This is a genomic window from Gardnerella sp. KA00127 (assembly GCF_049244125.1).
In the GTDB taxonomy this organism is placed as follows: Bacteria; Actinomycetota; Actinomycetes; order Actinomycetales; family Bifidobacteriaceae; genus Bifidobacterium; species Bifidobacterium swidsinskii.
In genome coordinates this window covers 1,669,577-1,683,513 of the sequence record NZ_CP058377.1, presented here as the reverse complement: position 1 = coordinate 1,683,513, position 13,937 = coordinate 1,669,577, and the positions used below count along the sequence as shown (strand labels likewise).

General features: G+C 43.2%; 11 protein-coding genes. 9 read left to right on the top strand and 2 right to left on the bottom strand.

The features are described from left to right. Positions 1 to 569: 569 nt before the first annotated feature. Positions 570 to 2,120, bottom strand: coding sequence for a cholesterol-dependent cytolysin vaginolysin (vly, locus tag HXT48_RS06995; protein WP_248893054.1), 1,551 nt, complete (start codon positions 2,118 to 2,120; stop codon positions 570 to 572). Positions 2,121 to 2,618: 498 nt separating this feature from the next. Here vly and gatC point away from each other — a divergent pair, with 498 nt between their 5' ends. The 7 genes from gatC to rho all read left to right on the top strand — a co-directional run bounded on the left by gatC (position 2,619) and on the right by rho (position 11,491). Next, positions 2,619 to 2,915, top strand: a complete 297-nt coding sequence (gatC, locus tag HXT48_RS06990) for an Asp-tRNA(Asn)/Glu-tRNA(Gln) amidotransferase subunit GatC (RefSeq protein WP_004105888.1) — start codon at positions 2,619 to 2,621, stop codon at positions 2,913 to 2,915. A 4-nt stretch (positions 2,916 to 2,919) separates the two neighbouring features. After that, positions 2,920 to 4,461, top strand: a complete 1,542-nt coding sequence (gatA, locus tag HXT48_RS06985; protein ID WP_102155533.1) for an Asp-tRNA(Asn)/Glu-tRNA(Gln) amidotransferase subunit GatA — start codon at positions 2,920 to 2,922, stop codon at positions 4,459 to 4,461. Positions 4,462 to 4,493: 32 nt separating this feature from the next. Continuing rightward, positions 4,494 to 5,993 (top strand): Asp-tRNA(Asn)/Glu-tRNA(Gln) amidotransferase subunit GatB, encoded by a 1,500-nt coding sequence (gene gatB / locus HXT48_RS06980; RefSeq protein WP_102155531.1) that lies wholly within the window; start codon positions 4,494 to 4,496, stop codon positions 5,991 to 5,993. Positions 5,994 to 6,249: 256 nt separating this feature from the next. Then, positions 6,250 to 7,158, top strand: coding sequence for a GNAT family N-acetyltransferase (locus tag HXT48_RS06975; RefSeq protein WP_012913734.1), 909 nt, complete (start codon positions 6,250 to 6,252; stop codon positions 7,156 to 7,158). Beyond that, a complete protein-coding gene (locus HXT48_RS06970) occupies positions 7,158 to 7,472 on the top strand; it encodes a DUF2469 domain-containing protein (protein WP_004105898.1) in 315 nt (104 codons plus the stop codon). Before HXT48_RS06975 ends, HXT48_RS06970 begins: the two co-directional genes overlap by 1 nt. A 91-nt stretch (positions 7,473 to 7,563) precedes the next feature. Beyond that, positions 7,564 to 9,183, top strand: coding sequence for an NAD(P)/FAD-dependent oxidoreductase (locus HXT48_RS06965; RefSeq protein WP_012913735.1), 1,620 nt, complete (start codon positions 7,564 to 7,566; stop codon positions 9,181 to 9,183). A 337-nt stretch (positions 9,184 to 9,520) separates the two neighbouring features. Then, a complete protein-coding gene (gene rho / locus HXT48_RS06960; RefSeq protein ID WP_012913736.1) occupies positions 9,521 to 11,491 on the top strand; it encodes a transcription termination factor Rho in 1,971 nt (656 codons plus the stop codon). A 96-nt stretch (positions 11,492 to 11,587) separates the two neighbouring features. On the opposite strand, the gene HXT48_RS06955 is transcribed toward rho, so the two are convergent. Continuing rightward, positions 11,588 to 12,793 carry a pyridoxal phosphate-dependent aminotransferase gene (locus HXT48_RS06955; RefSeq protein WP_102155529.1) on the bottom strand — a complete coding sequence of 402 codons (1,206 nt, stop codon included), beginning with the start codon at positions 12,791 to 12,793 and terminating at the stop codon, positions 11,588 to 11,590. Positions 12,794 to 13,075: 282 nt separating this feature from the next. Here HXT48_RS06955 and HXT48_RS06950 point away from each other — a divergent pair, with 282 nt between their 5' ends. Continuing rightward, on the top strand, positions 13,076 to 13,537 hold the full coding sequence (locus HXT48_RS06950; RefSeq protein WP_004105907.1) for an Lrp/AsnC family transcriptional regulator: 462 nt from the start codon (positions 13,076 to 13,078) through the stop codon (positions 13,535 to 13,537). Between the two features lie 5 nt (positions 13,538 to 13,542). Further along, positions 13,543 to 13,884 carry a chorismate mutase gene (locus tag HXT48_RS06945; RefSeq protein WP_004110050.1) on the top strand — a complete coding sequence of 114 codons (342 nt, stop codon included), beginning with the start codon at positions 13,543 to 13,545 and terminating at the stop codon, positions 13,882 to 13,884. Positions 13,885 to 13,937: the final 53 nt, after the last annotated feature.

The following is a 13,937-nucleotide window of genomic DNA, read 5'->3' as shown; positions in this document are numbered from 1 at the left end:
AGGCAATGGTAGCTCGGTAGTAGGCTTAGCATGTTGTGGTTGCGCATGCCGGTTGATATTTCTTTGATTTTCATATTTTGCATAGAGCTGATTCCGGCAATATCCATAATCTCTGATACGCGACTTTTTGGAATTTTACAATATTTTGCAACGAATGTGAGCTTTTTATAGAACTAGTATTTCTATAATTAGCTTTTAAATCTAATACTTTGCCGACTGTTTTTATTGGGGAATTAAGCTTTTTGTATGGGACGCCGTCGAATAATACTTCACCTTCATTGGCTTTTATGAGTCCCAATGCGCAATATAGCGCAGTTGATTGAACCGTTAGGGCCAACAAATCCCGTAACTTTGCTATCTTCTGCTACAAAAGAAATATCATTGAGTACTTGCTGTTTTATAGTACTTGGATATATTTTGTATCTCTAACATAACTAAATCCTACTGCGAAAAATGTAATAGAAACCCTATTTGTGTAAAAAATTAAGGACTTTATCTCGTAACTGGCTACAAGATAAAGTCCTTAATTTTTTCAGTTTTATTTATTTATGCTCAATTGCAATATGAGTTCAGTCATTCTTTACAGTTTCAGCAACGTGAGGCCACAAGGTTGTGCCCCAGTTCTTGATTGTGCGCTGACGAACCAACGGCAAATCAGTACGGTTGTACACTGTACGCCATGGTTCCCATACCAAGCCGGTCTTTTCTTCCAACTTAATGCGAAGATTGCGCACATTGCCCTTGAACTGAATCGTTGTGCTGAAGTGAGCGGTACGATACTTGCCGTTTCCTTCCCAAGCGCGAGAACGTACGTATGGAGTTCCGTCGATATCAGTGCCGTACTCATCCCAGTAGACGTAGTAGCGAGCTACATAAGCTCCACGGTGATCCAAGGTCAAATAACCGTCACGGTAAGCAGAAACCTTAGTCTCAACATAATCGCTGTTGCTCTGGAGAGTTGCTACTTCGTTATCTTTTACGAAGGAAGTAGTGTAAGCGATTGGAACAGCTGGGCTAGAGGTGCTCAAATTTGCACCTTCCTGAATCAAAGCCTTCAGCGTATCGATATTGCCGGTAATAACCTTTGCTGCGCCGTTAGCGCTGCCGCCGAGAATCACTGCAGTAACAGAAGTATTCTGGAGAATGCGATGGAATTCGGTGTTTGGCTTAATTTCTACGCCCTTAATTGCCGCTTCTACTGCAGCCTGGAAATCAGTGCTCTTGCTGGTGGTATCGAACTTTACGTACATTGAGCGACCATAAGCTACGTTTGACACGTAAACTGGTGGGCGTTTGCTGTCAACGCCACGGTTCTTCAAGCTTTCTGGCGTAGTGCATGGAGCAAAGAAATCTGCTGGGCTATCTGGAGCGTCGACGCTTACTGTGTAGTAAGTTTGCTTGAAGTTCACAATTTGAGTCTGCTTCTCACCCTTGTGTACTGCATCGAAATCAATCTTCAGCGGTACGCCAATCTTTGCAAAATCAGCACCAAACTTAGCCTTGAGCTGGTTCATGCTCTGTGCGCTTGCGGAATCATACTGCATACGAGCTGCCACATGATGGCTTGCTGCATATTGTGCATTCCACTTAGAAACTAAACCGTTAACTGCTGAAGTAACGGAGCTCTTGGTTGGATGTTGCACAGTTACAGCACTCTCGCCGCCGTGGAAGCCTGGCAAATCAATGCTCAAAGTTAATGGTGCGCGATTTGCTGAAATCAAGCTTGGCATGTTATCCATCAAATTCTGGTCAGCGCGGAATAATGCACCAGGATACACGCGATCATTGTTGGCCGAAGTTACCGACAAGTTTGACGTTGTATTGGTGATGTTCTTCTTCTGATGCTCAACAACAACGAATTCGCCGTTCTTGTTGAAGCTGTCGCTGGAGAATTTATTGTTAATTGTTTCGCCGTGACGTGCGAGAATATTCGTTTTATCGTAATGCAAATCCCACAAGTAGTTGTTCAGCGAGTCCTTGCTGGCTGCGCAAGATGCAGCTGGTGCAGAAGGCTTTGCAGAAGAATCTGCCATTGCTGGAACTGCTAAGCATTGTGGAATAATAGTCGCGCCCGCGAGCAACAACATTGCTGCATTACGGTAGAACTTTGTGCTCTTCATATGTATCCTTCGATTTTTATTAGATTTTATTTCAAATTATTTTTTCAGTGAGATGCTGCAAATACGTGCTTCAGTGCATATATATGCTTCAGTGCATCAGCTTCAGCTTCTCACATCACACGATTATTACACACTTTTTATTTATGCGATAATTGTTTAAAATAATTTTTTAAGTTTCAAACAAAAGTTTAAATAATGCTGAAATACCAACACTTTTTTGTTACGTCAGTTTTGTCGTTTCGGCGTGTTGACAGATAAAATGAACGGATTTTACGTATTTTGATTCGTGATAATTTTGTGAAAATATATGCAAAATATTTGTGCAAGTATTATTTAGTGTTACACATGCGCAATTTTTAATTGCTTCAGTCTTAAAGAATTAATTTGTAGTACTTTCTCAATAAAACAAAATAATCAACAAATAATTCTCATAAAGCTTTTATCCACATTGCTTTTTTCTACTAACGAAGGTCACGTATCACACATATAGTTGAGGTTATGCCTACATTCACACGCGAAGAAATTGAGCATTTGGGCGTTTTATCCCAGATTGCTTTAAGCGACGAAGAAATCAGTCGCTTGCAAGGCGAATTGAACGTCATTGCAGAATCTATTAATAAAGTGCAGGAAGTTGCTGGCGAAGATGTGCCACCTACTGCAAATCCAGTGCCTTTGGAAGCTTATTTGCGTCCAGATGAGCCTGCTACACCTTTGACTCAAGAAGAAGCTCTTTCGGATGCTCCTAGAAGTGAGTCTGGCATGTTTGTAGCGCCTCGAATTTTGGGGGAGGAATAAAAACATGACTAATACTCAAGATTTGGTAAAACTTTCTGCTGCCGATATGGCAAAGGCTGTAAAAGCTAAAGAAGTTTCTAGCCGTGAACTTGTTGAAGCTCACTTGGCAGTCATTGAATCTGCAGAGCCAGAAATTAAGGCATTCTTGCATGTTTCTGCAGATATTGCTCTCGAGCAGGCAGATGCTTTTGATGCTAAGAACGCTAATGGTGAGACTGAAGGCTTGCCTGAGCTTGCAGGCGTTCCAATTGCAATTAAAGACATGATTGTCACTAAAGGCATTCCAACCACTGCAGCATCGAAGATCCTCGAAGGCTGGGTTCCACCTTACGATGCTACTGTTATTGAAAAGCTCAAAGCAGCTGGCATGCCAATTCTCGGCAAGACTAATTTGGATGAGTTTGCTCAAGGTTCTTCTACAGAACATTCTGCTTATCAAACTACTTGCAATCCTTGGGATACTGAGCGTGTTCCTGGTGGTTCCGGCGGCGGTTCAGCTGCAGCTGTTGCTGCATTCGAGGCTCCTATTGCTTTGGGTACAGATACAGGTGGCTCTATTCGTCAGCCAGGTGCTTTAACTGGTACAGTCGGCGCAAAGCCAACTTATGGCGGTGTTAGCCGTTTTGGTGCAATCGCTATGGCAAGTTCCTTGGATCAGATTGGACCTGTTTCTCGTACCGTTCTTGATTCTGCGCTTTTGCAGGAAATTATCGGTGGTAACGATAGGCGCGATTCTACTTCTATTCCAGCTCCTGTTCCTCCAATGGCTCAGGCTGCACGCGAGGGTGCTCGCCGTGATTTGAAGGGCTTGAAGGTTGGTTTAGTTAAAGAGCTTAGTGGCGAAGGCTTCCAGCCAGGCGTTGAAGCTCGCTTTAATGAGGCGGTGCAGCTGCTTAAGGATATGGGTGCAGAGGTTACGGAAGTTTCCTGCCCTCATTTCCCTTATTCTTTGGCTGCTTACTACATTATTATGCCTTCCGAAGTTAGCTCCAACTTGGCTCGCTACGACGGCATGCGCTACGGTTTGCGCGTAATGCCGCCAGCAGACAAGCCTCAGACGGCCGCAAATATGATGGCTGCAACTCGTGAAGCTGGTTTCGGTGACGAAGTAAAGCGCCGTATTATTCTCGGTACTTACGCGCTTTCCGCTGGCTATTACGATGCTTGGTATGGTTCTGCACAGAAAGTTCGTACGCTTATTATTCGCGATTTCGAAGAAGCGTTTAAGAAAGTAGATGTTCTTATTTCTCCAACAAGCCCTACAACGGCATTTAAGTTTGGTGAGAAGATGGACGATCCGCTTTCTATGTATATGAACGATATTGCTACGATTCCTGCAAACATGGCTGGAGTTCCTGCTTTGAGTCTCCCAGCTGGCTTAAGTGACGACGGTTTGCCTGTTGGCATTCAGATTATTGCTCCGCAATGCCATGATGAAAAGATGTACAAGCCTGCAGCAGCGTTGGAAGCTGCTCTCGAAGAGCAGTGGGGCGGCTCAATCTGGAAGTCGCTTAAGGCTGGCTGGCTCGATTCATTGGCTAAGTAAAGTTAAGCAAAGCTTAAGTAAGAAGGATTCTCATGGCTGAAAAACTTATGAAATACGCCGATGCTGTTGAGCAGTTTGATCCAGTATTCGGTTTGGAAACTCACGTTGAGCTTAGCACGCGCACAAAGCTGTTCTGCCCAGCAGAAGTATCTTTTGGCGGTGAGCCAAATACTCAGCTAACTCCTGTAAGTCTTGGTTTGCCAGGCTCTTTGCCAGTTGTAAACAAGGCTGCAGTTGATTATGCAATTAAGCTTGGTTTGGCATTGCATTGCGAAATTGCTGAGTGGAGCCAGTTCGCTCGTAAGAACTACTTCTACCCAGATATGCCTCGCGATTATCAGATCTCCCAGTACGATAAGCCTACTAATGGCAACGGTTACTTGGATGTTGAGCTTGAAGATGGAACCGTGTTCCGCGTTCCGATTGAGCGCGCTCACATTGAAGATGATGCTGGTAAGAATACGCACGTTGGTGGTGCTGACGGCCGTATTGAAGGCGCAAATCATTCTTTGGTTGATTACAATCGCGCAGGTGTGCCTTTAATCGAGATTGTAACTAAGCCAATCGAAGGCGCTGGCAGCCGCGCTCCAGAAATCGCAGGCGCATACATGCGTGCTATTCGCGATATTGTTCGCGCTCTCAACATTTCTCACGCTCGCATGGAGCAGGGCAATATGCGTGCTGACGTGAACGTTTCGCTCCGTCGCAAGCCAACCGATCCATTTGGTACGCGTTCAGAAACTAAGAATGTGAACACATTCCGCGGAATCGAAAAGACGCTCCAATATGAGATTCGTCGTCAAGCTGCTATTTTGAGTGAAGGCGGCGAGATTTTGCAGGAAACTCGTCACTGGGATGAGGCAACTCAGACTACTGCTGGCGGTCGTGTGAAGTCGGATGCTGACGATTATCGCTACTTCCCAGATCCTGATTTGGTTATGCTTCACATCACTAAAGAGCATATTGAGCGCATGAAGGCGCAAATGCCTGAAATGCCTCGCGAGCGCCGCAACCGCTTGCAAAGCGAATGGGGTATTAGCGATCTTGAAATGCGCGATATTCTTAACGCGGATGCTCTTGATTTGGTTGAAGAAACCGTTAAGGCTGGAGCAACTGCAGCTGGTGCTAAAAAGTGGTGGCTTGGTGAGCTTGCTCGCGAAGCAAACACTCGTGGCGTAACTTTGGAAGAATTGCCTATTACTCCACAAGACGTTGCGCAAGTTGAAAAGCTAATTGCAAGCGGCAATCTTAACGATAAGCTCGCTAAGCAAACTGTTGCATGCGTTTTGGCTGGCGAGGGTAAGCCTGATGAAGTTGTTAAGAAGCACGGATTCAAGGTTATGAACGACGACGGTGCTTTGGAAGCTGCTGTTGACGCTGCTCTTGCAGCCGATCCTGAAGTTGCCGAAAAGCTTAAGTCTGGAAACATGAAGCCGATGGGTGCAATTATTGGCGCTGTTATGCGTGCGACTAAAGGTCAGGCTGATGCTAAGGCTGTTACTAAGATTGTGATGGCAAAAATCAAAGGCTGAAAAGTGCCGTAAAGGCTGAAAAATTTAATGTTTGATAACGCTAATGTATAAACGTAAAAGCGTAATCAATATTCAAAAGTAAGTGCTGCGTACTTGCTGCATGCTCAAATCAGATTTGTTTGTGTAGCAGGTGCGCAGAATTTACTATTTATCAACATTGCGAGGCATTTTTCGTCTTCGGGATTATCATATATTATGCGACATGAGAATTATGCGAAGGGCTTAATTCTCAAAGGCACAATACAAGTAGGTGACTATGCAACAAACCAATGATGGTGTTATTAACTCTCGCGAGTTACCAAAATCTATAGTAATTCCTCAAATTCGTGGAGAGATGGCGCACCTTCGTCCAGCTACGTGCAATGATTTGCAAAGAATGGATGATTTGTGCGCATTTGATGGTGCTGCAGTTATTACTGGAAAGGATGCTAATTCAGAGCGTTCTATGGTTCATTCGTGGGTTGAAAGCTCTATGCAATGGACTAAAGATAGTCTTATTGGCGAAAATCCTTCTGAATCTTGTCGTTTTGCTGGCGATGTTCAATTGCGTCACACTATTGCGTGGGCGATTGTTCCTGATGTTTTGGATGATTCAAATAACGCTTCCGGCGACATTATTGGCATGATTTTCCTTATAGATATTGACGGATGGTCTCGCAGTGCTCGAATTCAAGTTGTTTTAGGCAAAAATTATCGAGGAAGAGGCTATTCGCGCGATGCGATGCCTAGAGTGATGACTTATGCTTTTGCATCAGAGCCGACTGGTCTAGGGTTGCATAGAATTTGGGTGGGAGTTCCGGCAACTAATACTCGTTCGCTTTCGGTGTATCAATCGCTTGGCTTTGTAAAAACAGGCACTGCGCGCGATGCATTATGGGATGCCCAGAATCAAAAATATCAAGATTTTGTTGTAATGGACACTCTTGTAGATGAATATGATGCTATTCGCTCGCTAGATGCTTTTGGGTTACACGTTATTGAAGAAAATCCTGGTGTAATTGAAGCTTTGAGTGCGCATGAACATTCTGTGGCTATACCTGTGCATCGTGATAATCTTGATGAAGCATGGCCGTACAATGTAAACGTCTCTGAAGGAAGTTCATCAAAAAAAGCTTGGTGGCGCATTATAGGTCGTGGACGCAAACGTAATACGGAAGGTAAGTAATGAGCGCCGAAGATCTCGACAACTATGAAACCGATGCAGAACTTGCGTTATACAAAGAATACCGTGATGTTATTAAGCTTTTTACTTATGTTGTAGAAACAGAGCGACGATTTTATTTAGCCAATAAAGTCGATTTTAATGTGCGTTCAGCAGGTCAGGATGTTTATTTTGATGTTCAACTTACGGACGCTTGGGTATGGGATGTTTACCGCCCTTCGCGTTTTGTTAAAAATGTACGAATAGTAACTTTTAAAGATGTAAATGTTGAAGAAGTACAAAAAACAGACATTGACATTCCTGAATCTATCGCGTGATGCGCGTATGCTCAATAAGGATGTATAGGAATTGCTTACCTAGCACGCAAAGTGTTTTCGTAAAAATTTGATGTATTAAGATGGAGGACAAGTGACGGATACACAATCCCCAAAGGAATCTGTGGTAATTATTGGTGGTGGTCCGGCAGGGTTGACGGCAGCCTGGGAACTCGTTAAGGATGGCGGATCTAGCCGCTACGACGTAACAGTGCTCGAAGCCACGCGTGAGTTTGGTGGCATTTCGCGTACTGTGAAGTATAACGGCAATCGTATGGATATTGGCGGTCATCGTTTCTTCTCAAAAGATGACCGTATTATGCAGTGGTGGCGTGAAATGCTACCTCTCCAGGGTGCGCCTTCATATGATGATAAAAAGCTTGGTCGTCATCATGATTTGGAAGCAGGTGGACCTGATCCTGAAGTTGAAGATGAAGTGATGTTGAAGCGTCATCGCGTTTCTCGTATTTTCTGGAATCATCATTTCTTTGATTATCCAATTTCTCTTTCTGCAGCAACCTTGCGTTCTATGGGCTTTATCTTGACTATGAAGGTTGGCTTCAGCTATTTGTGGTCTATGATTCACAAGTTGCCAGAAACTAATCTTGAGAATTTCTACATTAATCGTTTCGGCAAGAAACTTTATTCCATGTTCTTTGAGGGCTATACAGAGAAGCTTTGGGGTAGACATCCAAGCCAGATTTCTGCCGATTGGGGTGCTCAGCGCGTTAAGGGTTTGAGCATTGTGGAAGTGTTGAAGAACGCTTTTTCCAAGCTTTTCCCTAAGAAAAAAGGCAAGGAAAAGGAAGTAGAAACCTCATTAATTGAGGAATTCTGGTATCCAAAGCTTGGTCCTGGTCAGTTGTGGGAAACGGTTGAGCGTCGTTGCCGCGAAAACGGTGCTACTGTGCGCACAGACGCAAAGGTAGTTGCTATTAAGCAAGCAGACGGAAAGATTTCCAGTGTTGTAGTTGAAGATGCAAATGGAGAGCGTTCAGAATTGCACGCCGACCAGTTTATATCTTCTATGCCAATTAAGGATTTGGTAGCTGCTCTTGAGCAGGGTGCAAATGGTGACGAAAAGGCTGAAGTTCCAGCAGAAATGCAACGCGTTGCCAAAGGTTTACCTTATCGCGATTTTGTGACTGTAGGCTTGCTTGTTAAGCGCGTGCGTCTGCGTAATACTACCACTATTCCAACGCTTGGTAATCCTCCTATTGTTCCTGATTGCTGGATTTACGTGCAGGATCCTGGATATAAAGTCGGACGTTTGCAAATCTTCAACAACTGGAGCCCATATCTCGTTAAGGATGTTGATAACACTGTTTGGATTGGTCTTGAGTACTTCTGCGACGAAGGCGACGACTTCTGGAATATGAGTGATGATGATGCTCGCAAGATGGCTATTGACGAGTTGACTCGTATGCAGGTTATCAATGGTGAGGAAGATGTTCTTGATTCTCACCGTGAGCGAGTTCCAAAGGCATATCCTGCTTACTTTGACACATACGCTCAGATGCCTGAATTGATTGATTATCTTGATGGCTTTGGTAATTTGTATTGTGTTGGTCGTAATGGACAGCATCGTTATAATAACCAAGATCATTCAATGGCAACTGCTATTGAGGCTGTAGAAGATATCCGAACTGGAGAAACTTCTAAGAAGAACGTGTGGTCTGTTAATACTGAAAAGTCGTATCACGAAAAGAAGTAGTAATTAATTCTCGTATAAATTTGAGCGTTTGATTTTAAAGCGCAAATAATTTAGCGATATAGCGTCAATAATACTGGGTGTTACCCAGGTTATTGGCGCTTTTTGTTTATGTGAGTAGCTCTTTAAAGGCTTTATAGAAATTGCAATAAAATACTAAATACTATGGCGCGTCGCATTGTACAGCGTCGTATAGCTGTAGTAGCATACATAATGTTCGTTGTTATGTACATATGAATTGTTATGAAATAGCAACGAGTTCGTGACGGATTTTTCCGTAATCTTCCATGTAAAGACTTGCCGGGTCTCTATTCCGTGCGAGTTAAGGAAAGGTAAAATTGTGGCAACAGGCCAGAATCTTGAAAAAATGAAGCTTTCAGAATTGAAAGATCTTGCGAAACAAATGGGTTTGCGTGGTACATCTACAATGCGTAAGCCTGAGTTGGTGGCTACACTGACGGCTGCTCGTAATGGGGGAGAAGCGCCTGCAGGTGTAAGTGTGCGTGTTCCTCGTGATGTTGTGAATGCTAATAAAACTGCAGATACTAGTACGGATATAGAAGATGTTAGGTCATCGAAAGACAATAGTGATTTAGAAGCGTTAGAAGTTTTGGTTCCCAATGCTGCTTCAGATCGTCGATATAGAGACGAAGAAGATTTTGGGAATAAAAATTATCGACGCGATGCGAATCGTAATAATACATTCCAGCGTCGTCGTTCCTCAGAAGATCGTAATGATAATCGCGATCGTAGAGAAGATGGGATGGATTCGCATGAGTTGGATCAAATTTTGGCAACATTACCTGGTGAAGATTCTCACGCAGAGGGCGAGCAGCGTCGTCAGCGTGTAGCTTCTCGTGACTTTGATAGAGAAGAACAGCAAAATCGTGCTGATCGTTTCCAGCGTCGTATGCGCGGTCGTGCGCGTGATTACGATGAGTCTCGTTCAGATTATTCAGATCGACAGAATCGTTCAGAACGCATGGATCGAGTAGAACGTGACGATCGTGATGAACGTCGTGCTGAGCGTGGAGAACGTCAAGATCGTAATGATCGCAATGTTCGTCTTGATCGCGATGCGCGTGATGCACGTGACTCTCGTGAAGAACATGATTTACGCGAGATTCGCCGTGAAGAGCCTCAGGAAGAGCTCGTACCAGTAGCCGGAATTGTTGATGTCTTAGAATCTTACGCATTTGTGCGCACTTCTGGTTATTTGCCTGGTCCTAACGATGTGTATGTTTCAATGAGCCAAATTAAAAAATATGGTTTACGCAAGGGTGATGCAGTTCAAGGCTCCATTCGTGCTCCTCGCGAGGGTGATCGCAGGAATCAGCGTCAGAAGTTTGTTCCGTTGCAAACTGTTAATAGCATTAATGGCATGAGCGTTGAAGAAGCTCAGTCTCGACCGCAATTTGCTAAGTTGACGCCGTTATATCCGCAGGAGCGTTTAAAGCAAGAAACTACTCCTAATCGCATGTTGGGACGTGTCATTGATTTAGTTGCCCCAATTGGTAAAGGTCAGCGCGGTTTGATTGTGTCGCCACCAAAGGCTGGTAAAACTATTACTCTTCAGAATATTGCAAATGCAATTACTACAAATAATCCTGAAGTGCATCTTATGGTTGTGCTTGTCGATGAGCGTCCAGAAGAAGTTACCGATATGGAACGCACTGTGCAAGGCGAAGTGATTTCTTCTACATTCGATCGTCCTGCAACGGATCACACTACTGTTGCTGAGCTTGCTATTGAGCGCGCTAAGCGTTTGGTTGAGCTTGGCCAGGATGTTGTGGTTTTGCTTGATTCTATGACTCGTTTGGCTAGAGCCTACAATATTGCTGCTCCTACTTCTGGTCGTATTCTTTCCGGTGGTGTTGATGCTCAGGCGTTGTACCCACCAAAGAAGTTCTTCGGTGCTGCTCGAAATATTGAAGACGGCGGCTCTTTGACGATTATTTCTTCTGCATTGGTTGAAACCGGCTCTAAGATGGATGAAGTAATCTTCGAAGAGTTTAAGGGCACTGGAAATATGGAATTGCGTTTGAGTAGAGATTTGGCTGATAAGCGTCTCTTCCCAGCAGTAGATATTAATGCTTCTGGAACTCGTCGCGAGGAGTTAATTACTCCAGCTGCAGATTTGCCAGTTATTTATCGTTTGCGCCGTCTCTTTGGTGGTCTTGAGGCAGAGCAAGCGTATCAGACTTTGATTCCTCGATTGAAGAAAACTGCTTCAAACCGTGATTTCTTGGCTGCCATAACTCAACAAACTGGCACTGCTACGAATAATTCTTCTTCTACGACTATTGCGTAGTTCTTATTTCGTAAGGAATTAAAATTATTGCCCTTTGGATTATCTACCAAGGGGCAATAATTTTATTTATATTTATATTCGTTAATAACTAATATTTTATGCAGCATGTAAAGCTTGTTGCGCAAGTGCAAATTTGCTTATGCGCGCTACGCCTTCTTTAAGTTCTTCTGCTTTCCCAGCGTAAGATAGTCGCACGAATCCGCTTCCTTCTGCGCCAAAGGCTTCTCCTGGCACAACAGCAACTTTTTCTTCATCTAAAAGTTTTTTGCTAAATTCTTCTGAACTTAAACCAGTTGGTCGAACGTCAACAAAAACGTAGAATGCACCTTGAGGCTCTATAAGACGCAATGCATTGCAATTTGCCAATCCGTCTATAACAAGCTGACGTTTTGCGCGATATTCTTCTCTCATTTCGCGCACGTGATCTTGCGGACCTGTTAATGCAGCTACGCCGCCATATTGTGCGGTAGAATTTACAGAAGAATGCATCATTTCTGCAATTTTGCTGGTTTGCTCAATAACTTGACTTGGTGCAAGAATATATCCAATTCTCCAGCCTGTCATGGCGTAAGTTTTCGATAAACTTTCTACAATAATGGTTCGTTCGTGCATTCCTTCAGCTGCTGCAATAGATGGTGCTACAGCATTTCTGCAAGGTTCAGTTTCTGGATTGCTTGCGAATACGAATGGATGGTAGACTTCGTCAGAAATTACCCAAAGATCAAATTCTTGGCATAATTTTGCAATTTTTTCGAGTTCTTCTGCGGTTGTTACTGCACCGGTTGGGTTGCATGGAGAATTGATAATGATGGCTTTAGTGCGTGGTGATATAGCTTTGCGTATTTCTTCTGCATTAATATGCATTCCATGTTCTGGCTTAAGGGCTACAGTTACTGGAATTCCTTCGCACATTAGCACTTCTGCATCGTATGATGTGAAGTATGGAGATGGAATAATAACCTCATCTCCCGGATCTATTACTGATTTAATAGCTAAATATAATCCAATAGTAGCGCCGTCAACGGCTTGAATTTCTGTGTCTGCGTTGTAGTTTAAACCTTTTACTCTATTCGTATAATTTGCAGCTGCCTCGCGGAATTCTGGTATGCCTAAAACGTCTGTGTATTTTGTTTTTCCCTCTCGTAATGAGTTGCACGCGGCTTCAACAATGTGTGAGGAAGCAGTTTCGCCTGGTTCTCCTAGGCATAGTGAAATAGCGTCTGGTATTTGTTCTACACGGTCAAATACATCTCTAATACCTGAACGAGGTATTGAAATTGCATGTTTCGCTACTTTTGCCATGCTGTGCTCCTTTTTGATTGTTGGTTTTGATTTTATAAGAATAATCTTTAAAGGTTATAGGTTTCGTTTATACGCTTATTATGCGAATTGTACAACACTATTACGGCTGATGTTAAAAGAAAAAATTATTTTTAATGTAATAATTTGTATTTTTTATTATTTTTTGAATAAATTTGTTCTTTTTCTGTAAAAAATACTGTACCATAAAAGAGACTGCAATGTGGCGCTACATAGATTCGTTTTAGATTCTCAATTCAGCGTCGACTGGAGAATGGAGGACGTATGGCTGGAAATCCTCATAAAGCTGAAACTAGTATAGCTATGGATTCAACTGATGCAATCATTGTTGATATTCTCGAACATGATGGTCGAGCGACGTTAACTCGTTTGGCTAAGGCTTCGGGTTTGTCTGTTTCTGCGGTTCAATCTCGAGTGCAAAAGCTTGAGCGTAAAGGTGTTATTACCGGTTATCGCGCGTTAATTGACTATGAGCGTCGTGGTTTACCTGTAAGCGCATTTGTGTCTGTTACGCCACTTGATTTTGGGCAGGAAGCTACAATACCTAACAAATTGCGTGATATTTCTGGTATTGAAGCTTGCTATTCGATTACTGGTAGTCCAAGTTTTATGCTGGTAGTGCGTGTTGCTACGCCAAGCAAATTGGAAGAACTTATTAATACCATTCATCGCATAGTCCCTGTCAGTACAGAAACAACTATGGTTCTGCAAACATATTTCGATTAAATAATATGTGTGATTTTTCTGAAACAACGGTTGACGCGCGCGATACATCTCTTACGACATGTTGCAAAGTTGCTGCCGAAGAGATTATTGTGTTGCGTCAATCTGTTGATAATTTTGATAATGCAATAATTGCGCTGCTTGCTGAGCGGTTTAAAACTACGAAACGAATTGGTGAGTTGAAGGCTGAAGCTGGATTTGCTCCTGAGGATTCTAAAAGAGAGCAGCAGCAAATAGAAAGTTTGCTAAATATTGCGGAAAATGCCGGATTAGATTCTTCGATTGCGTTGAAATATCACGAGTTTGTTGTTACTGAGGCTAAGAAACGTCATCAGCAAATGCAGTCTTGAGATTAGATATTTCTGTTATTTTAATTGCGTTGAACTATGAATCACAATCAGTT